The 24,670-nt window shown below is 56.5% G+C and carries 19 protein-coding genes; 11 read left to right on the top strand and 8 right to left on the bottom strand.

From position 1 onward, the window contains the following. Positions 1–4 precede the first annotated feature (4 nt). Positions 5–1,801, bottom strand: coding sequence for an acyl-CoA dehydrogenase C-terminal domain-containing protein (locus FIV00_RS22785; protein ID WP_152502907.1), 1,797 nt, complete (start codon positions 1,799–1,801; stop codon positions 5–7). Between the two features lie 293 nt (positions 1,802–2,094). On the opposite strand from FIV00_RS22785, the gene FIV00_RS22780 reads away from it, so the two are divergent. Both FIV00_RS22780 and FIV00_RS22775 read left to right on the top strand, forming a co-directional pair. Continuing rightward, positions 2,095–2,838 (top strand): VOC family protein, encoded by a 744-nt coding sequence (locus FIV00_RS22780; RefSeq protein WP_152502906.1) that lies wholly within the window; start codon positions 2,095–2,097, stop codon positions 2,836–2,838. 79 nt (positions 2,839–2,917) lie between these two features. Continuing rightward, entirely contained in the window at positions 2,918–3,238 is a 321-nt protein-coding gene (locus tag FIV00_RS22775) for an EthD family reductase (protein WP_152502905.1), read from the top strand. 117 nt (positions 3,239–3,355) lie between these two features. Here FIV00_RS22775 and FIV00_RS22770 read toward each other — a convergent pair whose 3' ends face one another. After that, the gene (locus FIV00_RS22770; RefSeq protein ID WP_152502904.1) at positions 3,356–3,817 is read right to left on the bottom strand and encodes a MerR family DNA-binding transcriptional regulator; all 462 of its coding nucleotides are present in this window, start codon (positions 3,815–3,817) and stop codon (positions 3,356–3,358) included. Between the two features lie 481 nt (positions 3,818–4,298). Between FIV00_RS22770 and FIV00_RS22765 the strand changes: the two genes are divergently transcribed. The 4 genes from FIV00_RS22765 to FIV00_RS22750 all read left to right on the top strand — a co-directional run bounded on the left by FIV00_RS22765 (position 4,299) and on the right by FIV00_RS22750 (position 11,493). Further along, the gene (locus FIV00_RS22765) at positions 4,299–8,402 is read left to right on the top strand and encodes a peptidoglycan-binding protein (protein WP_152502903.1); all 4,104 of its coding nucleotides are present in this window, start codon (positions 4,299–4,301) and stop codon (positions 8,400–8,402) included. 159 nt (positions 8,403–8,561) lie between these two features. Beyond that, entirely contained in the window at positions 8,562–9,491 is a 930-nt protein-coding gene (locus FIV00_RS22760) for a sulfite exporter TauE/SafE family protein (protein WP_152502902.1), read from the top strand. Further along, positions 9,488–10,267 carry a TIGR02186 family protein gene (locus FIV00_RS22755; RefSeq protein ID WP_152502901.1) on the top strand — a complete coding sequence of 260 codons (780 nt, stop codon included), beginning with the start codon at positions 9,488–9,490 and terminating at the stop codon, positions 10,265–10,267. Before FIV00_RS22760 ends, FIV00_RS22755 begins: the two co-directional genes overlap by 4 nt. Before the next feature lie 110 nt (positions 10,268–10,377). Beyond that, entirely contained in the window at positions 10,378–11,493 is a 1,116-nt protein-coding gene (locus tag FIV00_RS22750; RefSeq protein ID WP_152502900.1) for an AI-2E family transporter, read from the top strand. Between the two features lie 173 nt (positions 11,494–11,666). Here the strand turns inward: FIV00_RS22750 and FIV00_RS22745 are convergent, their stop codons facing one another. From FIV00_RS22745 to FIV00_RS22735, 3 genes are read right to left on the bottom strand one after another with little or no spacing between them, the layout of a single operon-like run. Further along, positions 11,667–12,254, bottom strand: coding sequence for a hypothetical protein (locus FIV00_RS22745; protein WP_152502899.1), 588 nt, complete (start codon positions 12,252–12,254; stop codon positions 11,667–11,669). Positions 12,255–12,264: 10 nt separating this feature from the next. After that, complete coding sequence (pdeM, locus tag FIV00_RS22740) at positions 12,265–13,002, bottom strand: ligase-associated DNA damage response endonuclease PdeM (RefSeq protein ID WP_152502898.1); 738 nt, start codon at positions 13,000–13,002, stop codon at positions 12,265–12,267. Then, positions 12,999–15,503 (bottom strand): ligase-associated DNA damage response DEXH box helicase, encoded by a 2,505-nt coding sequence (locus tag FIV00_RS22735; protein WP_152502897.1) that lies wholly within the window; start codon positions 15,501–15,503, stop codon positions 12,999–13,001. Before FIV00_RS22735 ends, pdeM begins: the two co-directional genes overlap by 4 nt. A gap of 117 nt (positions 15,504–15,620) precedes the next feature. On the opposite strand from FIV00_RS22735, the gene FIV00_RS22730 reads away from it, so the two are divergent. The 4 genes from FIV00_RS22730 (at position 15,621) to FIV00_RS22715 (ending at position 19,807) form a co-directional block, all read left to right on the top strand. Then, on the top strand, positions 15,621–16,835 hold the full coding sequence (locus FIV00_RS22730) for a DUF4189 domain-containing protein (RefSeq protein ID WP_152502896.1): 1,215 nt from the start codon (positions 15,621–15,623) through the stop codon (positions 16,833–16,835). Between the two features lie 71 nt (positions 16,836–16,906). Continuing rightward, a complete protein-coding gene (locus tag FIV00_RS22725) occupies positions 16,907–17,929 on the top strand; it encodes a ligase-associated DNA damage response exonuclease (protein ID WP_152502895.1) in 1,023 nt (340 codons plus the stop codon). Between the two features lie 41 nt (positions 17,930–17,970). After that, on the top strand, positions 17,971–18,414 hold the full coding sequence (locus FIV00_RS22720) for a DUF4440 domain-containing protein (protein WP_152502894.1): 444 nt from the start codon (positions 17,971–17,973) through the stop codon (positions 18,412–18,414). Continuing rightward, positions 18,407–19,807, top strand: a complete 1,401-nt coding sequence (locus FIV00_RS22715) for a right-handed parallel beta-helix repeat-containing protein (RefSeq protein WP_152502893.1) — start codon at positions 18,407–18,409, stop codon at positions 19,805–19,807. The genes FIV00_RS22720 and FIV00_RS22715 overlap by 8 nt, the downstream gene beginning before the upstream one ends. Here FIV00_RS22715 and FIV00_RS22710 read toward each other — a convergent pair. Further along, the gene (locus FIV00_RS22710) at positions 19,750–20,427 is read right to left on the bottom strand and encodes a TetR/AcrR family transcriptional regulator (protein ID WP_152502892.1); all 678 of its coding nucleotides are present in this window, start codon (positions 20,425–20,427) and stop codon (positions 19,750–19,752) included. The two genes, FIV00_RS22715 and FIV00_RS22710, sit on opposite strands and share 58 nt — an antisense overlap. A 287-nt stretch (positions 20,428–20,714) precedes the next feature. On the opposite strand from FIV00_RS22710, the gene FIV00_RS22705 reads away from it, so the two are divergent. Continuing rightward, positions 20,715–21,566 carry a MipA/OmpV family protein gene (locus FIV00_RS22705; RefSeq protein ID WP_152502891.1) on the top strand — a complete coding sequence of 284 codons (852 nt, stop codon included), beginning with the start codon at positions 20,715–20,717 and terminating at the stop codon, positions 21,564–21,566. Positions 21,567–21,658: 92 nt separating this feature from the next. Here FIV00_RS22705 and FIV00_RS22700 read toward each other — a convergent pair whose 3' ends face one another. Next, positions 21,659–22,297, bottom strand: a complete 639-nt coding sequence (locus FIV00_RS22700; protein ID WP_173006109.1) for a PAN domain-containing protein — start codon at positions 22,295–22,297, stop codon at positions 21,659–21,661. 92 nt (positions 22,298–22,389) lie between these two features. Further along, complete coding sequence (locus FIV00_RS22695) at positions 22,390–24,453, bottom strand: DEAD/DEAH box helicase (protein WP_152502889.1); 2,064 nt, start codon at positions 24,451–24,453, stop codon at positions 22,390–22,392. Positions 24,454–24,670 lie beyond the last annotated feature (217 nt).

Raw genomic sequence — 24,670 nt, 5'->3', positions numbered from 1 at the left:
GAGATCAGAACGCTTCGGAGGCAACCGACATCATTGTGTCCGAGCCGGTCGAGATTCTGGCAAGATGAGCTGCCGTTTCCGGCATTGTTCGTTCCATGAAGAAAGTCCCGAAGGCGATCTTGTTCTCGAGCCAGCTGGCCTTGTCGCCAGCACCTTTGGACAGCTGCTCCTTCGACGTCTTGGCAATCTGGGCCCACATGTAACCAAGTGCCACCAACCCGAAGAGATGCATATAGTCAACCGAACCGGCTCCGGCATTGTCGGGGTTTTTGGTGGCATTATTCATGAACCACATCGTGGCGGCCTGCAGATCGTCGACACCTTTTTTCAGCGGAGCGGTGAAACCTGCCAGGTCTTCATTGTCCTTGTTTTCCTTCAGGAACGTGTTGACCTCGTTGAAAAAGCTCATGATTGCCCGGCCACCGTTCGCCGGCAGCTTCCGGCCGACGAGATCAAGTGCCTGAATTCCGTTTGCCCCCTCATAGATCATGGCAATACGGGCATCGCGGACGAACTGCTCCATGCCCCATTCGCCTATATATCCATGGCCGCCATACATCTGTTGTGCGTTGACCGCATTGGCGAACCCCGTGTCGGTAAGCACGCCCTTCAGAACCGGGGTCATCAACCCCATCATGTCGTCGGAAAACTGTTTCGATGCGCCGTCGTCCGAGCGATGCGAAACATCGCCGTGAAGCGCAGTCCAGATCACAAGCGCCCTTGCCGCTTCGTTGAACGAGCGGATCGACATCAGCGTCCGGCGCACATCCGGGTGTACGATAATGGGATCTGCCGCCTTGTCGGGGTTCTTGGGGCCGGTCAGTGCACGACCCTGCAAACGGTCGGTGGCATAGGTGGCGGCATTTTGATAGGCGACTTCCGATTGCGAAAGGCCTTGAACGGCGACGCCAAGACGCGCTTCGTTCATCATGGTGAACATGGCCCTCAGGCCCTTGTTCTCTTCGCCCACCAGCCAACCGCTCGCGTCGTCGTAGTTCATTACGCAGGTTGCGTTGCCGTGAATACCCATCTTGTGTTCGATGGAGCCGCAGGAAACGCCATTATTGTCACCCACCGACCCGTCTTCGCCGACATGATTGCGCGGCACAACAAACAGCGAAATTCCCTTCGTTCCATCCGGTGCACCTTCAATACGTGCAAGCACAAGGTGAACGATGTTTTCAGCCATGTCGTGTTCGCCGGCCGAGATGAATATCTTGGTTCCGGAGATCTTGTATGAGCCATCGTCCTGGGGAACCGCCTTGGTGCGGATCAGACCAAGATCGGTGCCACAATGGGGTTCTGTCAGGTTCATGGTGCCGGTCCAGGTTCCGGCGATCATGTTCGGCAGATATGTCTGTTTCTGGTCATCCGTACCGTGCAGCGTCAATGCCGCGACTGCACCGGCCGTCAGTCCGGGATACATGGAAAAGGCCATGTTTGCGGACGATGCGAATTCATTGAATATGGTTGCAAGTGTATGAGGCAGGCCCTGACCGCCATAGTCGGGATCAGCTGCAAGAGTGCCCCAGCCGTTCTCGCAGAAAGCACGGTAGGCCTCTCCAAATCCTTTGGGCGTTGTTACAGTTCCATCTTCATTGCGTGTACAGCCTTCCTGGTCACCGCTCTGATTGAGGGGTTGCAGCACCTCCTCGGCAAACTTGCCGCCTTCTCGCAGGATCGCTTCCACAAGATCCAAAGGGGCGTCGCTGAAGCCCGGAAGGTTGGAATAGCGTTCGTACCCAAACACGTCCTTTAAGAGGAAGAGTGTGTCATCGACGGGTGCTGTATAACTCGGCATGGAAATCCTCCCAGATTTGCCGGAATGCAATGTGAGCTTACGTTTCCGTAAACGTCATCTTGAGGTTTATATACGCGTCTTGATTCCGTCCGGCAAGTGGTGTCCCAAGGGAAGGCATGACAAAAAAATACGCCCAAAACATGCTAATTGGAATGATTTTGAGGGTTCCTCAGCACAGATCTGTGTTTTGTTGACGTAATTTTGAGGTCATCGCGACCTCCATCCATCCCAAGGTCACAGGCACCGATGAGAGCGAATTGGCAAAGTCTAGGATCAAAGGAACGGATTGCCGTATGCCCAAGATTGATTGGATCACGCTGAAATGCCGGGACCCGGAAGCGCAACGGCGCTTTTACTGCGATGTCCTTGGAATGAAGGAGCAGGGGGACGGCACTGTCGGCTATGGCAAGGAAGAGGCAGGCTTAAAGTTCGAGCAGGCAGCGACTGCCTATTGCGGATCTAGCGAAGACCTATATTGGAAAATTGCCTTGTCCGTACCGGATCTTGATCTTGCTTGCCAGCAGCTCGCCGAAAAAGGGGTGCGGGTCGGAGCACCCGAGCAATTTGGCGATATTGGCTATCTGGCACACTTCAAGGACCCTGAGGGGTTTCCGGTCGAGCTGATTGCACACTGCTTCAAGGGTGAGCGTAGCCCCAAGGAAACAGAGGCGGGCAAACTTGGGGGCGGTCCGGCCCTGAACCTTTTGACACTGCGCTGCCGGGAAACAGCGACAATGTTTGAAAGTTGTGACGCCCTCGGCATGAAGCTGCTGGCGACCATGCCGGTAGAAGCACATGGTTTCACGCTCTATTTCTTTGCTTTTACTGAGGAAGACCCGCCTTCATCGGATCCATTGGCACTCCAAAACCGCAGTTGGCTCTATCAACGGCCCTATACCGTCCTGGAATTCCAGCACCGTCCGTCACTTGAAGCAGCCAGGCTTCCAGGTGCCGGACAGGCCGGTTATCGAGAAACTGTTGTAACTGGTCTGGATAAGACCCTTGTGGCGAACGTGTTTCGCGTTCGCGGGTCTTAAGTTCACGTTCGCTTCCAGCGGACTTACTGATAAGTCTTCTTCGGAAGCTTTTTTGCACCGCGCCGATAGGGAGGCCGCTTTGTCACAAGTCGTGCTGACAGTACTGTATCCTTGGCCGATCAACGCCGAGAAATTCAATGCCGACTATGAAGCTCATCTGGATTTGCTGCATGAGAAGGCGAGGATCCCTTCAGGTCCGAAACCTTACTCCGTGGTGAGGTTCCTGGCAGGGCCCGATGGCAATCCGCCCTTTTACCAGAGCTTTACAATGGCATTTCCATCAGCCCAGGCACTACAGGAAGCCATGTCGACAGTCGGAATGCAGGAAGTCGCGGCTGACGCTGAACGCATCTCGACCGGTGGTAAGCCGACAATCCTGATCGGCGAGCCAAAACACTAGAAGCTCTTGTGTACAGAGCCGCAATAGCTGAGCGGTCGAGTCTCGATCAAGACGGAACTAGGAAAAACCGCCGGCCAAAGGCTCGGCGGCTTCCAACATCGTCTGAAGCTTTGAGCCTTAGGCTTCTTCGGCTTCTTTCTGCTTGAGCATCCCGGAAACGATCTCGACGGTCCGGGACAATTCCTCGATAGCCTGTTCGATGTCTTTGCGTTGCTCTTCAAGAACGGTGATCTGTTCATTGAACTTTGACAGCGCCACACGCAGCTGCGTGACCTGACCGTCGCGCAGGTCATAAAGGTCAAGCATGTCCCGGATTTCGGACAGGGAGAAGCCGACGCTCTTGCCCATCAGAACCAGTTTGAGGCGTGCACGGTCGCGGCGGTTATAGATCCGGTTCAAGCCATCGCGTTTCGGATTCAGCAGTCCCTTGTCTTCATAGAAACGCAGGGTCCGCAATGTGCAGTCGAATTCCTTGGCCAGATCGCCGATGGTGAATTGCGTTTTCTTGGTGCTGTCATCATTTGCAGAGACAACGTCAACCAGATCGTCTTCGTTGAGGATCGAAAGCGCTTCGCTCATAGCAGTTTGTACTCTTCAGTGTCGCCGTTTACCGGCTCATTGTTGATGCTTTTTCGAATGTCGCCCTGCAGAATAGATCCGCGGTGCGATCTCAGGTGACGTCCGGAAGACGGGTTGAGACGGGTCACAGGATCAAACCCCTGTTGACACTTTCGTTCCCAAAAAACCATCCGCTCAAGCTGTCAGCCTGATTTATGGCGCACTCTTTACCTTACGTTTGCGTCAAGGTCCAGTCGCGTAAGGTCATCCGGCAAAAAAACGTTAACGGCCGTTTAGGCGATTCGGCACGAATCCTTGGTTTGTCCTCAGTCTTTTCAATCGAAAACAGTCGGTTTTCGCATTTAGCAAGGCCGATTAACGCCCTGTTTACCCTAAGTCTACAAAGTCTTTCAAAACGCTGCGCTTGTCCCGTCTTATGACGGATTCCCGGTGCAGCCTGCTCCATCAGCGGCCTGAATGGCCGTAAGCCCAGGGTCAAGATATGCCGGCTTGGAAGAAAAACGAGGCAGGACGCCGCGGTCGTGATGTGTATGAGAGCGACGACTATTACGACGCTCCCCGCCGCGAGCATGCAAGTAGCAGAATTGAACGGCTGACACGCACTGCGACCGCCTTGGGCAACCGATATGATTCACAGATGGTTGATGAGCGGGACGAGGATCTCGACGCTGTAGCAGATGAACTGGATCGTCTCCTGTCGGACCAGGACCGCACGGTTGGCAGGCCCGGAAGAGCCGCTGGCAAGCCTCGCCGGACCACCCGTCCGGCGCTGCGCCGTCAATCCCGTGCACCTGAACCCGGCCTGGATGATGTCATGGGAGCACTGGACCGGCTGGACGAGCAGGTGCAGGGGCTTTCAGGATATGAGGCACCGTCGGATCCTTATCGCGATGCCCCGCGTCCGCAGCGCCGGCCGGGCCGATACGCCATGGACGCGCTTCGCGAAGAAGAAGCATATTATCATCACGAAGACGATGACGATGGCTACGTCGACGACCTTGATTATGGTCACGAACCTGTCCGCCGTCGCGGAGGCCATCCGCAGCGCGACGCCTCCATGCATATTTACAAGGATCTTGGCCGTCGTATCGACGCATTGAGAGCTCCGCATGAGCAGGCGTTGAACCAGGTGCGCGAGGAACTGGGTTCACTGCGGGATGCGCTCGGTGGAATTTCGCGTGGTACCAGCGAAACGGTTGGCCGGCAGAACGCAGAACTTCGGCGTCTGTCCGACATGGTCGAACGTATGCGCGCCGACAAACGGAACGACTTGCTTGCAAAAGAGATTCGCAAGGAAGTTGCCGACCTGAAATCGATGGTTGGCCGCACAAATGTTGAAGGTGCACTGGAAACGCTAGAGCACGGCTATGCGCACATTCTGCAGCGTCTTGATGAGCTGTCCCGGGCATCCGTTGACCCGAGAGTGTTGCGCGGTGTCACCGCGCGTCTGAATGAAATTGAAGACGCTTTTGCGGCCCTGCCGCGGTCAGAGCACATGGTGGTGCTTGAGGACCGCGTCGTAAGCATTGCTGAGCGTATGGAAGAATTGCTTCAGCGCAAAGGCCACGCCGAAATCGAGCCGCTACGGGCAGAGCTGCGTGAAGTCCGCGGGTTCGTTGAGCAGATCGACATCAAAGGCCTTGTCGAGGGCATCGACGACAGGATGAAGTTCGTCTCTGGGCGGCTGGATGATCTTGAGGTGCTTGCGCGCGAGCAGCGCGGTCTCGACAGCCGTCTTTCCGCAATGGAAGAGCGCATGCCGGAGCCGGAAACCATTTCCCGGCTCCAGGGGCGACTTGAAGATATTGTCGGCATGATGTCCGACGACAGGGCAGCGCCAGCCAACCATGAACATCTGTCTCAGGTCGACAGACGCCTGAACGACATTGTCGACCGGTTGGAACGCATGGAACAGGCTCCGTTGCCGGCAACCGACACTGGAGCGTTTCAGTCGCTGGAAAACCGACTTGAAACAATATCCGGCAAGATCGACGCCATTGAAAAGAAAGCGTCCCGCCCTGTGCCCGTTCTGGATGCGGCCAATATGCGTGCAGGCGGCGCAGGCGGTCATGATGACAAGTTCATGATCCAGCTTCAGGATCGGCTGAACGATCTGACTGCGCGTCTCGATCAGCCGACGGAGGGCGTTACCACATCCGATCTGGACAAGCTGCGCGAAGAAATCGGTGCAATGCGTGCCTCAGTTGAGGCTCCGGGCTCCACGGAAGTCCTGGAAAAACGTATTTCCGACCTGGCTCAGATTGTCTCCAAAGGAGGGGACGGAGCTGACGACAGCCGTTTCGATCAACTGAGCTCGAAAGTGGCTGCTCTGGCAGAGCAGATTGAAAACACCTCTGTGAATGCAGCCAATGGCGATCAACTGTCTCCTGTGCTGGAACGCATCGAGAAAGGCCTTGAGCAAAGCCGCGACGACATTGCCGGGATCGCCAGGCAGGCGGCTGCCGAGGCAATTGCGACGACGCCAGCGCCGAAAAACGAGCAATATGACCAAGCCATCAATGCTTTGCAGGGGGACCTGAGGCAACTTCTCGATGCAGCTGAGGGCAGCGAGGAGCGCACGCGCAATACATTTGATGGCGTCAAATCCGTTCTCGGATCCTTGACCGAACGTCTGGATAACCTGGAACGGACGGAAGCGCAGGATCAGGGCGCACCCATGCGTGAGCCTGCAGGTGCAAAAGCCGCAGCTGAGTTTTCACCACTCACGCTTGACGACACGTCGACGCTTTTCTCAGGACCTTCAAAACCAAAGCTAAGCGAACCGCCTCAAGCCGAATTTGCCGCCAAGGCCGAAGAAAAGGCCAGCCCGGAAGAACGGGCGCGGGACCGCAAGGCAGACTTTATTGCCGCTGCCCGGCGCGCTGCACAGGCAGCCTCTGCTGAAGCAGCCCAGCTTGAAAAGAAACAGAAGAAAAACGCTGACCCAGACCCAGCCGATGAACAACGCGGCAAGGCGCGTGTCGGCTGGCTCCGCAATGTGTTGAAACGCGACAAGTCCGCGGCACCGGTCGAGGATAAGGACGAACAGCTCGACGAGCTTGAACTTGGCACTGAGGATATCGCCGACCGGGACTTCGAAGCGCAGGATACCACTGTGCTGCCGGGCGACCGGCCTGCACCTGAGACCCCTCAAGGGTCCGGTTTCCGCCGCCGCGCCATTCTCTATGCGGCAGCAGCTGTGGTTCTGGTTCTCGGTATTCAGGTCTACAGGATTGCAACGACGTCCTCAGATGAGGGCAATCAACTTGCCGCTGTACCCCAGGAAACACAGGAGAGTGTTGAAACTCCTCCGGTATCGGCACAAGCAGATGCCGTTGTTGCACCGGCAACGTCGGTCGCAGATGCGGCTGCTACACCTGATGAGGGCGCCCCACCCGCGGTCGCGACCCGCTCGGCGGGTGACGCGCCAGCGGCAGCACCTCCCGTCGAAGCAAATTCGGTGCAACCTGAAGTGCCCGCGATTGCAGCTTCAACGCCGGCTCCGGCTGCAGCGACATCGACTGCCGCACCTCAGAACGTTCAGAGCGCAGATTCAGAAGGACCGATGTCCGCTGATGCAGAACTTGCCTTTGCACCGCCAGCAGGTGTTGCCGGCAGTTTCGGTCAGCAGGCTGTCGATAACTCAACGGGCTTCAAACCGACACCCCCTTCGGCAAGCGACACTGCAAACGCGCCTTCCGCGCTCATCGCAAGTCTGCCGCCTGAAGGGGTCGGACCGATGGCACTGCGCAGTGCGGCAGCCAGCGGCAATCCCGCGGCTGAGTTCCTTGTGGGCGTGAAATATACGGAAGGTAACGGCGTTCCGGCCGACCTTTCCAAGGCCGCGACCTGGTACCAGAAGGCCGCCGACAAAGGTCTGGCTCCGGCGCAGTACCGTCTTGCCAGCCTTTATGAAAAAGGCCGTGGTGTCGACAAGGATCTGCCGAAGGCAAAGGCCTGGTACGTCAAGGCGGCGGAAGCCGGCAACGCAAAGGCCATGCACAACCTTGCGGTTCTTTATGCCGAAGGCGGCGGCGAGCAGCCTGATTATGCGGCAGCTGCCAAGTGGTTTGAGCAGGCAGCCAATTTCGGCGTGAAAGACAGCCTGTTCAATCTCGGCATTCTTTATGCCGGAGGGATCGGCGTCGATAAGGATCTGGTTGCCAGCTACAAATGGTTTGCAATCGCTGCTGACCAAGGAGATCCGGAGGCGGCAAAGCGACGTGACGATGTCGCCAACATGATGGATCAGGAGACGCTGGCAAATGCCCGCCTCGCGGTTGAGAGTTTCAGGCTGGAAACGCCGAATCCAGCGGCAAACAAGGTCACCATGGAACAAGGGTGGGCCGACAATGCATCGCTTCCTGCAGCACAGGCGGCTGTTAAGGCCGTCGACAACACGGCGATGGTTCGCGAAGCGCAGGACAAGCTGAATTATCTCGGTTTCGACACCGGCACACCAGACGGTCAGATGGGGCCACGCACCAGAAGTGCCATTCGCGCATTTCAGCGTAGCCTTGGACTTCCGGAGACCGGTGAAGTGGACAGCAAGCTTATCGACGAACTCAAGAGCCAGGCGATCTAATCGGGAACTTTACCGTTTCCGCCAGAAACTGGCCTAAAAAAGCTCTATCGAACCGAAGAAGCCTGTTGCCCGGTTGACACACCGGGCAGCACGGGTCTTTAACCAATTTAATGTAATTGATACGCAGTTTTACCTGCAATCTGTCCCGGCGTTGACCCTGTGCAATTATACCTGCCTATAGCCGAAATACCGGTCAATATCTTCGTGATATTTGCCATGGGCGGGGCAGTGGGTTTTCTCTCTGGTCTTTTTGGCATCGGTGGCGGCTTCCTGCTGACGCCTTTGTTGATCTTCTCCGGCATTCCGCCTGCTGTTTCCGTGGCAACTGTGACGACCCAGGTCGTGGCGTCCTCCGCTTCGGCGGTGGTGACCTATTGGCGACGAAAAGCGATCGATTTCAAACTGGCGGGCATATTGCTGGCGGGAGGTGTTTTCGGCTCGCTGATTGGCGTAATTCTGTTCGACGTCCTGCAATCCGTCGGGCAGCTGGATCTCGTTATTTCGCTTTCCTATGTGACCTTTCTGGGCGCGATCGGCGGTTTGATGCTGTTTGAATCCGTGCGCGCGATCCGCCGCCGCAAATCCGGGTCCGCGCCAAGTGCGCGCAGGCCCGGTCAGCACAATTGGATCCACGGCCTGCCGCTCAAGGTTCGGTTCAGACGGTCGAAGCTCTATGTCAGTGTGATCCCGGTTGTTGGCCTTGGTGCGATCATAGGCTTCCTGGGAACGATCCTCGGCATTGGTGGCGGGTTCATGATGGTCCCGGCGCTGATTTACCTGCTAAGGGTCCCGACCAGTATTGTCATCGGAACATCGCTGTTCCAGATCCTGTTCACGATGGCGGCGGCGACGATTTTCCATTCCATGGGAACCAAGACGGTCGATATCGTCCTGGCGCTCACACTGATGATTGGCGGTGTGATCGGCGCACAATTTGGCGCGCGCATGGGGCAGAACCTGCGCGGTGATCAACTGCGTCTGTTGCTTGCGTTGCTGGTTCTGGGTGTTGGATTGCGCTTTGCCGTCGACCTTTTGCTTGTTCCGGATGATTTCTATTCCATCGCGATCCGCAAGGGGGCCGGGTCATGATGCGCCTGGTTCTTCTGCTGTCCCTGATGCTGTTCCCGGTTGGTGTGCACGCGCAGAACCCTTCGAACGAAGATCTGGTCACGGCGCTTTCCTCCGATGTTGTGTCGATCCAGTCCAACTTCACAGGAACTGAAATCGTCATATTCGGACAGGCAAGCCATATTGCCCGTCAGCCGAACGACCCGAGCGGCTATGAATTGGCGATTGTCGTTGAAGGACCGCCGCAGGACATCACCACTCGTCGAAAAGGCCGGTTTCTGGGGGTCTGGGTCAATCGGGAGGCCGAGCGTTTCCAGGCCGTACCGTCCTTTTATGCGGTGGCGAGTTCGGTCGATATCGGACTAATGGCCGACAGGACTGTCCTTGATGAACTTGGCATCGGTCTCAACCACATCAATCTGGCGGTTTCGGGTGTCTCGAACGTGCCGCTCTCTGATCGTGACGACTTTCGAAAGGCGTTTGTTCGTCTGCGTCAGGAGGCCGGGCTCTATTCGGAACAGGAAACATCGATCGAGTTTCTCACCCATACGATGTTCCGCACCAACATTCCTCTACCGGCAAACATCCCGGTTGGAGACTACAAGGTAAAAAGTTTCCTCTTCCACCACGGAGAGGTCGTCTCGCAAACCGAAGAAAGCCTCGCGGTCGCCAAGATCGGTTTTGAGCAAATTACGTTCGAACTCGCCCAGAACTACCCGTTCTTCTACGGTGTGCTGGCGGTCATGCTGGCGATTTTCACCGGTTGGCTCGCAGGTGTGATTTTCCGCAAAGACTAGGGTCGGCACCCTGATTTCGAGATGGCAGAGCGCCACTTGGGGCTGGCGCTGTTGTCTATCATCGTTATTCTTCGGTGCCGGTGGAACATCCAGAAGCGCGTGGGGCCCAGATGAGTGATGAACCTTCGACTGAAACATCGGGTGGCATGGATGCCAACTCAAATCCGTCGGTTGATGCCAGGGTAATCGACATAGCCATCCGGCTTGGTGTTTTGGGGCTGTTTGCCTATTTTTCTCTGCAGTTGATAGCACCTTTCTTTCTGTTTTTGCTTTGGGCAGTGGTTCTGACCGTGGCGCTATACCCGGTTTACGCCTGGTTGGCCGGCAAGCTTGGTGGACGCAAGATACTCTCAGCCGTGTTGCTCACGCTGTTTTGCCTCGCCGTTGTCATTGGGCCGGTTGCTGTGTTGGTCGTCAGCCTTGTTGAAACCTTGCAGTCCTGGTTTGAAGCGGTGTCGGGCGGCAAACTGAATTTGCCCACGCTGCCGGAGCGGATCGCAGGCCTCCCTCTGGTCGGTGAGAAGATTGCCGAGTTCTGGGGGTTGGCGCAGCGCAGTCTTGAACTGTTTCTGACAAAGGTTGGGCCGATGCTCGTTCCCGCCGGCAGCCGTATCTTGTCCGTGCTGGCCTCCCTGAGTGGAAGCGTCCTCTTCTTTGTCGTGTCGATCATACTGGCCGGATGCCTTTTCGTACCCGGGCCCTCGCTGGCCAAGGGGGCGAAGCGTTTTGCGGACAGGATCATCGCGACGCGCGGTGCGGAATTTGTGGATCTTGCAGGCGCAACCATCCGCAATGTCTCTCGCGGTGTCATCGGCGTTGCCGTCATTCAGGGACTTCTGACGGGCGTTATTCTAATCGCATTTTCAGTGCCGCTTGCGGGTATTCTGACTTTCGTTGCGCTCGTGCTTTGCATTGTCCAGATAGGGCCTGCGCTGGTCATCCTGCCGACAATCATCTGGGCATGGAGTGCCTGGGATCTTGTGCCGGCGCTTCTCTTCACGGTGCTGATGGTTCCGGTCATGCTCGTCGACAATGTTCTCAGGCCCATCCTGATGTCACGGGGCCTGGATACGCCCATGCTGATCATATTGATCGGTGTCCTGGGCGGAACGATTGCCCACGGTTTGTTGGGGCTCTTTCTCGGGCCTGTCGTGTTGGCTGTGTTTTATGAATTGGTGATCGCTTGGGTGAAAGTAGGTGAAGAGGAAAACACACCTGAGGCGTAAACAACCTGTTGCTGGGAATTTGGTTTTGAGGGCGACCATATGAGCAAAGAGCTCGACAGTTTTGTGCGCAAGGAGCTGCGCAAGAACGTAATCCTGATTGTCGTTGTGATCGCCGTTCTGATTTTCGCCGGCTATCGCTTGCTATGATGCGAACAGAAAACAGCTCCGCCTGGTTATTGGCGCAGTTTCTCAACGAGCCGATCGGCTTCGACGCCGAGAAATGATGGATCCGACACATCTATCAATGGCAACCCATAACGCGTTGCCGCTTCAACAATGTTGTCGTTGTCTGTAAGTGAGCGCCGAATGAATTTCTCTATCAACTGTTTCGTTGGCTCATCCTGATCCGAATAGAGACTTTCAGCTTCCATGCGCTGCCTCAGAAATGCATTGCTCGCATAAAGCCCGACTGTGAGGGTGCGGGGTAGTTGCATTTCGGCAATGAATTCCGGGCGAAGTGCCGATCCCTCAATCACACACCCTGAACCCGATTGACTGGCGGTGCTGATCCTGTCTTTGAGGTGCGGCCACATGTTTTCATGATGAACTCGCAGAAACCAGTAAATAGTTTCCTCTGACAGTTTCGAATAAAATTCGGCGACCTGTTTCCTGACACTGGGCCAAGGTCTGCCCGGATGCCTTCCCATTTTGTCCGTGGATAGAGCGGGCCAGCCAAGGTCTTTGCCGATACGTGTTGCAAGAGTAGATTTTCCGGCGTGAGATGTGCCGAAAATCAGCAAGGTGGAGTAAGTGTTGGTCACTCTTTGATCGTCAGTCTGCGACAAGCCGCGACGCTGTGAACGGAAACAGTCGGTCGTTGCCCAACATGAAGACAGAAAATTTCCTGCGCTGGAAAATCAAGGCGTATGCCTCGTCGGTCACATTAAGGCCACCCGTCAATGCACCGAACGCGGGCAAAATCAGGCGGGTGCCATCTGTTGCAAAGCAGGCTCGACGGATCGAGCGTCCAAACCGCCGCACTCTGGCGGCGGGGTGCAAGTGACCACAGACCTCACCCACGGCGTCGACCGCTCCAACACCTTCGATCGGCTCATGCCGAAAGGTCAAAGGTCCGATGGCAACATCGTCGACTGTTTCACCGCAAAGCCGGACGGGAGCCACCGGGTCATGATTGCCTGTGACCCAGATCCATTCCCGTCCGAGTTGCAATGTTGTCAGCATGGCACGGTATGGGGCGGGCAGGCGGTCCGATCCGTCCGGATCATGAAAACTGTCGCCGAGGCAGATCACACGGGCAGGATCGAAAGCATCGATAACACCTGCGAGTTTTTCCAGCGTGACGCCAGTGTCGTAAGGCGGCAGCATGATGCCGCGCCGGGCATAGCTGGAGCCTTTTTCAAGATGCAGGTCGGCCACAACGAGGGTTGCCTCATCCGGCCACCACAAAACGCCGCTGTCGTGGAGACCCACCAGTTGTCCATTGATCTGAATGTCATGACACACCGGCGCAGCTGTGTATTTGCGCAAATGTGACGTGAGTGCACTCATTCCATGGCCTCCAGAACCAGCTCCTCTGCCGTCTCTTCCAATAGCGAATCCATCGCTTCCCCGTAGACCGGTTCCTTGCCTATTTCCAGGAGAATGGGCACGGCGAGTGGAGAGACGTGCTCAAGGCTAGTATGCGTGATTCGTCCCTGAATACGTGTGAGAAGTTCCCCCAGACGCGAGATATCCAAAAGTCCTTCCGCCGCATCGTTCCAGGTTGCTTTCAGCAAGATGTGATCCGGTTCATGAGCGCGCAGAACATCATAGATCAAGTCAGTCGATACGGTGACCTGCCTGCCGGATTTCTCTTTGCCCGGATGCCGGCGCTCAATGAGGCCGGCGATCACCGCACAGTTGCGAAACGTGCGTTTCATCAGACTGGATTCAGCCAGCCACGCATCAAGATCGTCGCCCAGAATGTCTTGTTCGAACAACTTCTCCAGCGGGATCTTTCCTGACGAAAACAGAAGCGACAGGTCGCCAAGACCCCAAATGGACAGCGCATAGTCGTTCGCAACAAATCCCATGGGTCTTGCGCCCATCCGCTCTAGCCGTTTGGTGAGCAGCATGCCGAGCGTCTGGTGCGCCAAACGGCCTTCGAACGGATAGCAGACCATGTAATGCTTGTTGGATCTGGGGAAGGTCTCGACCAGCAATCCGTCCTTGGCTGGCAGCACGGACTTGTCGCGCTGGATCTCCAGCCAGTCGCGCACCTGATGCGGCAATTCTTTCCAGGAAGGCGGATCTGCAAGCATCGCTCTGACGCCTTCGGCCAGATACGTGGAGAGCGGAAATTTGCCGCCCATATAGGACGGGATCATCGGGTTTTCGCTTTTCGACCGGGAAACATAGGCCTCGGTTTCCTTGATACCTTCGAAACGGACGATCTCCCCGCCGAACAGGAAGGTGTCGCCCGGTGTCATCTGGTCGATGAAATACTCCTCGATTTCTCCCAGAATTCGACCACCACGCCCGACAGGCGTGCGCCGGCCATCGGCCTTCGACCGAACCAACCGCACCTTCAGCTTGGGAGCCTCGACAATCGTGCCGACATTCAGCCGGTATTGCTGCGCAATCTTCGGGTGCGAAATGCGCCAGAGTCCATCCTTCGCCTTGCGCAGCTTTGCGTATTGTTCATAGCTTTTCAGCGCGTATCCACCAGTGGCAACAAAATCGAGCACCCGCTCGAAAGTCTCCCAGTCGAGTTGCCGATAGGTCTCCGAAGAACGGATTTCATCAAATATGGCAACCGCGTCCAGAGGATCGGCGCAGGCGAGGCCGAGCAGATGCTGGGCAAGAACGTCCAGGGCGCCCTTGCGCAGCGGAGGCGTGTCTTGCTCACCCCTTTTTGAAGCAGCAAGTGCCGCCTGGCATTCAAGCACCTCGAACCTGTTGGATGGAATTAAGATGGCCTTGGAGGGGTCGTCCATGCGGTGGTTGGCACGCCCGATCCTCTGGGCAAGGCGGCTGGCTCCCTTCGGTGCGCCGATATTGATGACAAGATCGATGTCGCCCCAGTCGATGCCCATATCCAGGGAAGAGGTGGCAACAACCGCCCGCAGACCACCCGACGCCATTGCAGCCTCGACCTTGCGTCGCTGGCCGACATCCAGTGAACCGTGGTGCAGCGCGATCGGCAAAGTATCCTCATTGATCCGCCACAGTTCCTGGAAAACCATCTCGGCCTGGCTGCGCGTGTTGACGAACAGCAGCGAAACATTGTGCGCCTTGATCATTTGGTAGATGTCAGGGATGGCGTAACGCGACGAATGACCCGACCAGGGAAGACGCTCTTCTGAAACGAGGATGGAAATATCCGGCTGGGCACCGCCGCTGACCTTAACCACATGCGACAAGTTTCGTTTTTCCGGATCGGTCTGATCGACAAGGTAGGCCTGAAGGTCCTCAGGCTCTGCCACTGTCGCGGACAAGCCGATTGTTCTGAGGCCCGGTGCAAGGCGCCGCAACCTGGCAAGGCCCAGAGCCAGCAGATCGCCGCGCTTTGAAGTCACCAGCGCATGGAGTTCGTCCAGGATGACCGTTTCAAGGGATCCGAACAGACGCGCGGACAACGGATCCGACAACAACAGAGCGATCTGCTCCGGGGTCGTCAGCAGAATGTCCGGTGGATTGAGTTTTTGTCTCTGGCGTTTGTGAGAAGGTGTGTCACCGGTCCGGGTTTCCAGCTTGATGGGCAGGCCCATTTCCGCAACCGGTGCTTCAAGATTGCGGGCAATGTCGACGGCGAGCGCCTTGAGCGGTGAAATGTAAAGCGTGTGGATACCGCGTCCGGCCTGTCCAGGCTTGCGTTTGCCCTTTTGCTCCAGTTCCACCAGGCTCGGCAGGAACCCTGCAAGCGTTTTGCCTGCACCTGTTGGTGCGATCAATAGGGTGGAGTGACCTTGCTCCAGATGGTCAATCAGCTGCAATTGGTGCGCACGCGGCGCCCAACCGCGCGAGGCGAACCAGTTCTGGAAGCGGTTGGGTAGGAGTGGGGCATCCATGACACCGTTTTAGGATAGGCCGGAAAAAAAGGCGAGTGGTCCGCCCTTATTTGTTCAGCTTGTGTTCAGCTTCCCAATGGTCAATTCTCACTTAGAAATTTCGATTAGGAGGGTTACTTGAAATCGTTTGTTTTTATGGGGTTTTTGGCTGCAGGAGTGGTCTCGGGCCATGGCATCTCGGCTGCCTCGGAAAGTCTTGCTTATCAATGCAATCTCGGCGACGGTTTCGCATTCGTGCAAACGATCCCCGAAGAGGGGCGAGCAGTCTATCAAGGTGACACTGGTAACCTGAACCTTGTTCCGGACGGGCGCGGTGGATATTTCAATGACCGCGAGGAAGTGTCTTTTGCGGACCAAAACGGTCAGCCCGCGCTTTATCTCGGCGACGTCGCCTTTGCCTGCCAGCTGGCGGCTCCGCGCCCCACAGGTAGTCAGACCCACGCGGGGGGCGCTGTCGGCGGAAATGAGACGCGCCTGAATGCTCAGGGTCAGTCGCTCGGTGGCAAACTTCGCGATGGGCCAGGCATGAATTTTCGCCAGACGGGAAGTCTTGCCGAAGGAACATGGATCACCATCCTGACAAACACTGGCGTTCGGTTTAACGGCTACGACTGGTTTGAAGTTGCAACTGACCGTGGACAGCGCGGTTTTCAGTGGGGCGGTATCATGTGCTCCAATGGCCAGCAGCTCGCGGGCATTTTCGAGCAATGCGGTGCCCGGTCCGTACAGAATCCCCAACAGGCTGCAAATGCTGCACAGCAACTGAATGTTCAGGGACAATCTCTTGGCGGAAAACTTCGTGGCGGTCCGGGAACCAACTATGCACAGGTTGGAAGTCTGACCGAGGGAACCTGGGTCACGATCCTCAGAAACACTGGCGTTCGGTTTGACGGTTATGACTGGTTTGAAGTTGCGACCGATCGTGGCCAGCGCGGTTTCCAGTGGGGTGGCATCATGTGCTCCAACGGACAGCAAATATCAGGCATTTTTCAGCAATGTGGCAGTCAGCCTCCGCAGCAACCGGTGCAAAACAGGTCAACCGGCTCAGCCGGCGGCTGGATGGCGTTCGCGCTCGCGCCGAACGGCGCGTATGGTCACGGAGCTGCACCAACACAAGCCGGAGCCGAGCAGTTCGCCATGAACTATTGTGGTGGGCCGCAATGCCGGATCGCCGACACAACGCAGGCCAGATGTCACGCGCTTGCGATCGCTCCCGGCAGCAACGGTATCGGAGCTGGAGAGAGTGAGCAGGCGGCCCAGGGTTTTGCGATGGGGTGGTGCGCCAACAACGGCGCCTCCAACTGCCGGATCGAATACACCTATTGTCAGTAGTCTTGAATTCCAGGCGGTTTTCGGACCGCTTGGATATGGCTTTGACAAAAGCCGAACCTAGTTAGATCCAGATGTCCGATCTCCTCACGCTCACGCCGGAAGGGCTCTTTTGTTCCCAGTCCGGTGCGCATATTGACCCGATAAGACCGGTCGAAAAGGCCATTATCACGCATGGGCATGCCGACCATGCTCGGGCGGGTCACGGCGCGGTTCTGGCCACACGTCAGACGCTGGACATCATGGCGATCCGCTACGGCGAGAATTTTTGCGGCGCGGCTCAGTCTGTGGAGTGCGGCGAGACACTCACCGTCGGCGGCGTCACTGTGTCGCTTCACCCAGCTGGTCATGTTCTTGGGTCCGCCCAGGTTTTGCTGCAAAAGGGAGGTCGGCGGACAGTGGTCTCTGGAGACTACAAAAGACAGAGTGACCCGACCTGCGCCGAATTTGAGCTTATTCGCTGCGACACTTTCGTGACGGAAGCGACCTTCGGTCTGCCGGTGTTCCGCCATCCTCCGGCAGCGCAGGAGATCGACAAACTCCTGTCCTCCCATGATCTGTTCCCCGAACAGGCCCATCTCGTTGGAGCCTATGCGCTTGGCAAGGCGCAAAGGGTCATCGGAGAATTGCGCGCAGCGGGTTACGAGAAGACGATTTATCTACACGGCGCACTGGAAAAACTGACCGCGTATTACCAGAGCCAGGGCATTGATCTGGGCTCCGTGGAACCCGTCGCAAAACGGGGTAAGGAGCTTCAGGGAGAGATCATCCTGTGTCCCCCTGGCCAGCTTGCGGACAGATGGGCGCGGCGGTTCGGCGACCCCGTGACTGCCATGGCCTCCGGTTGGATGCGTGTGCGCGCCCGTGCACGCCAGCGCGGCGCTGAATTGCCCCTGATCCTGTCTGATCATGCCGACTGGGACGACCTTTGCCGGACCATTCTTGAAACGGGTGCCGAACAAATCTGGGTGACGCATGGCGCCGAAGAAGCGCTTGTCCACTGGTGCGAATTGAATGGACGAAAGGCACGTCCACTCAATATGATAGGGTATGACGATGGTGAGGATGCCGACAATGCGGTGGCGGCTGAGGTGTAATGCCGAGCAAACGCAGCGGGCAGTCCTTCGGGGAGGCAGTCATGGCGGATGACGGTGGTTTTGCGGGTGCTGGCAACGACCCGGCAGTTGGCGCAGGTGCCGGAGCGAACGGCGATGCCGAAGTGGCCATTGCCGAACTCTTTGATGATTACCAGTCAGGTTTCAACGACTACGACGTGGATCGCATCTGCGATTGTTTCGCAATGCCTGCAATCATCTGGCAACATGAAAAGGGGCACGTCTTTGCCGATGAAGAAGAGCTGATTGAGAACATAGAAGCGCTTCTGAAAGCCCTCGAGAAAGAAGGTGTCAGTCATTCGGAGTTTCGTGTCGCTTCCAGCCATGTCAGCGGATCGGCAGCTCTGGTGACGCTGGACTGGACGCAAGAGAATTCAGACGGTGAGCCCGTCTTTGAATTCACTTGTCACTACCAGCTTATTCAGGACGGCTCGGACTGGGTGATTGCCTGCATAATCAATGATTGAACGCTTCTTGTCTCCCTTAGTGCGTAGATTGGCATTTGTCGCTTTGCTGCTTTGCCTGTCCGGTCCTGCGCTGTCGGAGGTAAAGGGCGGCGCACGATTTGGTGCATTGACCGGAATTCCGACAGAACTTCGGGATTGCGAATTGCCCGAAATCGGCACTGGAACGGTTTTCCTCAACAATGGATGCCGCTATCGCCGCAGCATCACGATTGAGCAGAGCGATGTTGTTCTCGATTGCAGAGGGGCGACAATCACGGGCATGCACCGGCGCGGCATCGTCATTCGCCCAGGTCTTCGCAATGTCACGATCCGCGACTGCCGATTGCATGACACTGGCGGTATTCTGATTGAGGGCCAAACGCCGGAAGATGACGCACCAGCGCGTGATGCTGCCCGAGCCGCTTCGTCAAGCGGGGTTGTGCTGGAACATCTCACGATTACCGAATCCTATATGACCGGCGTCTTTGTCGACCACTATGTCGTTGGCGCAACGATCCGGAATTCCATTGTCGCAGATGGACATCATGTCGGCATCTATCTGGAACACGGATCGCAAAAAAACACCGTGTCAGGAAACCTGATACGCAACAACGGCCTCTTCACCAACCAGGGTATTCGGCGGATAGGTCCCACCCGCCGCGAGGGGCTGTCGGTTGACGGTTCCGCATTCAACCTGATTGAGAACAACGTCTTCGACAGCAATGCGTTTGGTGGGATTTTTCACTACAAGAATTGCTGGGAATTTCACACGACCAACCCGGAAAGCCGGCCGCGCTTGCAGGGCTCTGATGGCAATGTGATCCGAGGAAACACCTTTAAGAACATGGACATCGGCATCTGGGTGGCTTCTCGCCAGGCGCGGGATCTGGTGATGTGGGATTGCGGCGACGAAAGCCCCTATGAAAATCCGGTTTCATTGGAGCTCATGATGGGTGACAGGTCTTGGGGCAAGTCCGACGAGTTCCTCGGTTACCACTTCAACCCGGAACTGATTGCCGGTTTTGTCGACAAGCGCGCGCTTTCGCCCCGCTGGCCGTTTCCGATGAAACTTCACCTTTTCGAAGATTTTGCGAAGGACAATCTCTACCAAGGAAATTGTTTTGAAAACCTGCAGACCGGTATTCGTATCGAAGATGACGGCAACGTGGTTGATGACAATCTATTTGTTGGGGATTTCGAATACCTTTATCTGGGGAGCCCGTTCCGGGCAAAAAATCTGAACAGGCCCATTGTCGGAACGGTTATTGAGAACAATCGAAACTATTCACCCTCAGGCCGAGATTTCCTCCAAAACAGTTTCCTGGCGCAAGGCGAGCACGATCAAACCTTGATCCATCAGCCAAAACCGTCAGAAGCCGGCGCCGTTACAGATACGTCCTGCCCAACCGGCTGAACGACGGTATTCAGACTGCCATATATACCTGCGCAAAGATGATCGAGCATCTTCTCGCGGCTTTCACCATCAGAGACGCTCCCGACAGCAGCGTGCAGGACGGAGCGGACCATGTTCATGATGACCACGACCGCTGGCTTTAGTTGATCGCCTTGTTGCACATCAGGCCTTTGTGACAGGAAGTTCAAAACGATCTGCGCCATTTCACTTTGGAAACCGTCTTGATCGACCAGCTTGGAACGGGCAGGGATCCACGCATCGAACTCCGCATGAAGGCGCGGTGTTTTCATATGCATATCCAGATTTGCCACGATGATTTGCCTGATCGCATCCTTCAGCGGCATGAACTGGCACCGGTCCATAGCTCCCTTGACCACGGCAAGCACCTCTTCGTGGTGCTTTTTGTGTACCGCCAGAATGAGGGAATCCTTGTTAGGGAAATACTGGTAGAGGGACCCAATGCTGATGCCGGCCCTGTCCGCGATCTGATTTGTGGTTGCAGCTTCAAACCCGTGTTCGGCAAAGATCTGCCTGGCAGCTTCAACAGTCGTTTCAACCATCATGCGCGAACGCAACTGTTTGGGCTGGCGCCGCGGTTGCGGATCCAATTGCAAAGGCACAGACAACTCCTTCTTCCTGTCGACCGTCTCTAAAAGGGAACGAGATTGGACAGAAATGTGACCAGAACGCGAGTAGCCTGAGAGGCATTGCTCGCCGAAGGCCGTTAAGTGGGAATTTAGTCGATAAAAATCAATCGGTTAAATCGAGAGTACCTAAAATTGAGACAGCGAAACAGAGCATTGGGAACGCGAGTATCTGAAATTTCGTTCTGAAGCCAAAGTCCTCCTGCCAACCGGCGCTTGCTCAACGAGCGCCGCATCTTTTGACTTGGACGGAGGTTACACAGTTGCGCAACCGCAAGGAATTATCACTGACAACCGGATTGATGCTGGCGTTAACCGGTTGCTGCGCAGCACCGGCATTGGCCGCCGATCTGCAGGCGGATATGCCTGAGAACGTTGCTCTGGAAGAGGATGAGCAAGGGGGCTTTCATGGCATTGTCGTCCTTGGAGCCGGCGTTCAGTCGGACTTCGAGGGGGCCGCGGAGTATGCTGCGGTGCCTCTGCTTTACGCCAACCTGACCGCATTCGGCCTTGGTTTGGAAATCGAAGGCCCGGAGGCGTCGTTAAATCTCAGGCCTGACGCAGCTTTCCAATTCGGACCTTCGATCGGATACGACATGGGACGTGACGGAACTTCCAACAAGGTGGTTGATCGCCTGGACAAAATTGACGCTGCCTTCGAAGTTGGCGGCTTCGCGGCCTACCAGTTCAGCTCACTCTTGGCGCAATCAGACGTCTTTGAGATTTCAGCCGAATTGATGGCCGATGTCTCGGGTGTTCACGACGGCGTATCGGGTTCCCTTGGCGCAAGCTACATGTACGGTGTCACGGAACGACTGCGTCTGGGAACGGAGGTTGCCGTCGGATTTGCAAGTGACAGCTACATGGACACGTATTTTGGCGTGACAAGCGGCGGTGCAGCACGTTCCGGCCTTCAGGCCTATACCGCCGGTGGAGGCGTGAAGGACGTCAGCCTGGGGGCGACCGCGAGTTTCAACGTCACTGAACGTTGGGGGATCGTTGGAAGAGTGGGCTATTCCAGACTTCTGGGTGATGCTGCGGACAGCCCGATCGTCAAGAAGGAAGGGTCGGCTGACCAGTTTTCAGGCGGCATTGGAATTTCCTATTCCTTTTGATGGAGATGCGGAGGCGTGTGCCTCCGCTTTCCATGCGAGAAGTCGGACATTCGGCAGCGAGATAACCAAGGAATTTCCCGGTGGATCAGCTCTCAGTTTCTGAGCCGCGGTGCGTAATAATAGTGATCGTAGGGATGTCCGGGATAGTCTGTCCTGAGAGACCCGACGTCTTCTTCAGCCACGGGCTGCACATAGCACGCGCCATTCGTGCGATCGAAATCAATGCTTTTGCACCAGGCACGCTGGACACAGATCGACTTGCAGATTTCGAGCGTCAGCGCAGGGTAGGTTTCCTTGTTGTGGCCGGGAATTCCGGCGTTCGGAACAAGACCGAATCCATCGGCGGCGGCTGGCGCTGAGGCTTGTGCAATCCCTGGAGCATCCATGTGGTCGAGCTCCTGCTGCAGATACGATATCCGGTCGTTGTACATTCCTGCATTGCAGAAATAGTTGTCTTCACAATCGTCTCGGGAGGCAAGCCATTCTGCGAATTCTCGCGCCATTTCAGCACGCGATGGCGGGTCAAGAACCGCGTAAAGCTTGTCGGATATTTCGCCTAATTGAGCATCGCGTCGCAGCAGATCTTCATCAGCGCAAATGAACTGCTCATTGTTCGTTCGGGCTGCATGGCAGTCCATGTGAAAATCGGGTTGATCTGACGCGTATGAGATCGAAACTTCGGTCCCGAGCGTCAGGCTCAAAAACACCATTCCAGCAACAGCATACTTCATTGAGGCCCCCATTTTTTTATCCAGCGTACTGGACGAAACAAGGGGCCGCAATTTGGAGAAAATGACAAAGGCTGAGGCCTTGTCGACTGACCTTATGGCTTCTTTGACTTTGTTGCCTTCCTCGCGGCACGAGACGGTTTGTTTTTCTTTGAGGCTTTCTTTTTGGTCTCTGATGACTTGGCTGAGGATCTTGAGCGAGGCTTGCCGCGTTCCTCACCGGTTTTGGGGCTACGTCGCGGTTTTTCGCTGCTATCAGCTCCATCGAGTTCCCGTGCGAGCGCCTTCATATCCAATGGCTCAAATGCCGGATGGTGCGGGGCAGCGTCATCATCTGCAAAGCGGCGGCGCTTTTTGCCTCGGGGCGCTTCATTATCCCGCTTCGGTCCGCGTTTGGGGCGTCCTTGCTTCAAAGTGTCTTCCCGGCCCATGCTCTCATAGTCGGGGGCATCAGCGTGACGAGGCTTGCGCCGCGGCGGCGCGTTCCGGTTTCCGCGCGAAAAATCCTCCTTGGGCGGTGAGGGCACTTTGCCACCTCGTGCATCGAGAAGCTCGATAGTGACATTCTCTTCGCCCGTACCGTCGCGTTTGATGACTTCGGAGAACCTCTGGCCGTGGCTGCCTGCAATCTCAAAATAGAGTTGGTTCTGAAAAATCTTGATCGCGCCGACTTCCCGCTTGGTGACGTGACCCGCGCGACAGATCATCGGCAAGATCCAGCGTGGTTCGGCACGTTGCCGATGGCCAAGTGACAGCGAGAACCATACTCCGTCTTCGAACTTGCCGGTAATTTCCGCGCTGCGGCCTCCACGCGATCCGGCGTCCCGGCCTCGAAGTGCGGTGTCCTGAAGGTCGGACACATCTTCTGGGGCAGGCAGGCGTGATTGACGCAGTTTGACGAACGCAGCGGCCAGCTTTTCCGGGCTGTGGAGCGCCAGAAGTTCCATGGCGACTGCCTGTTCTTCTTCTTCAAGCTCCGCGCTCAAAACCGGATCGGCAAGCAGTCTTTCCTTGTCTTTCTGGCGGATTTCATCAGCTGTCGGGGCGCCTTTCCAGGTGGCCTTGATACCGGCAAACTGCAGCACACGTTCTGCCTGTCGCCGGCGAGGAAAGGGCACCATAAGCACGCAGGTCCCTTTGCGGCCTGCGCGGCCTGTCCGTCCAGACCGGTGCAAAAGCGCGGCCTTGCCGGTTGGAAGATCTGCGTGGATAACCAGATCAAGGTTCGGCAGGTCGATACCGCGTGCGGCCACATCTGTTGCTACACAGACCCGCGCACGGCCATCTTTCATCGCGGCAAGCGCGTTTGAGCGCTGTTCCTGGCTGAGTTCGCCCGACAGCGAGACGATGGAAAAGCCTCGGTTTGCAAGCCGTGAGGTCAATCGGCTGACAGCTTCTCGCGTTGAGCAGAAGACAATGGCCTTTTCCGCCTCATGGAGGCGCAGAACGTTTATAAGAGCATTTTCACGTTCATTTGGTGCCACGGGATGCGCGACATAATCGATGTCGCCATGCTGTTCCCTTGAATTGATTGTTGACAGACGCACGGCGTCCTTCTGGAAGCGTTTGGCAAGTTCGGCGATCGGCTTCGGCACGGTTGCAGAAAACATCAGAGTACGCCGCTCTCTCGGCGCTGCATCCAATATGAATTCGAGATCTTCGCGAAAGCCCATGTCGAGCATCTCGTCGGCTTCGTCAAGCACGACGGCCTTAATCTGCGAAAGGTCCAACGCACCGCGTTCGATATGGTCGCGCAGACGGCCCGGCGTGCCGACCACGATATGGGCACCACGATCAAGCGTGCGGCGCTCGGTGCGCGGGTCCATGCCGCCAACACAGGACGCCATCACCGCGCCGGCTTCCGCATAGAGCCAGGACAGTTCCTCCTTGACCTGAAGCGCAAGTTCGCGGGTCGGCGCGATTGCCAGCGCAATGGGGGAGGCTGCAGGACCCAGGCGTTCCTCGCCCTCAAGCAGTGTCGGCGCAAGGGCCAGCCCAAAGGCGACCGTTTTACCGGAACCTGTTTGCGCAGAAACAAGAAGATCTGCTTCCGGCGGCGCTTCGCTCAGAATGCTTTCCTGTACGGGAGTGAGGCTTTCATAGCCCCGTTTCGCCAGCGCGGCCGACAGGGCCGGGGCGAGAGACGTCAATTCGGTCATCGAGATCTTTCAACTGCTCCGGATCATCTGCATGCCAGTCAGCAGTCTACCGGATCGGGCCAATCTAGTATCGGCCAAGGGATGGGCGCGGCTTATACAGCGATTTTGTATAGGCGTCCATCCCGGTATTTCGGTCGCGTATTAAGGGGCATCCAGATTTTTTGCGATGTGAATTTGTATGCAACCGACAATGCAACCCGCAAAAATACCATAGGTA

Origin of the sequence: Labrenzia sp. THAF82, assembly GCF_009363435.1 — a bacterium.
Taxonomy (GTDB): domain Bacteria; phylum Pseudomonadota; class Alphaproteobacteria; order Rhizobiales; family Stappiaceae; genus Roseibium; species Roseibium porphyridii.
This window is presented reverse-complemented; position numbering and strand designations above follow the sequence as displayed.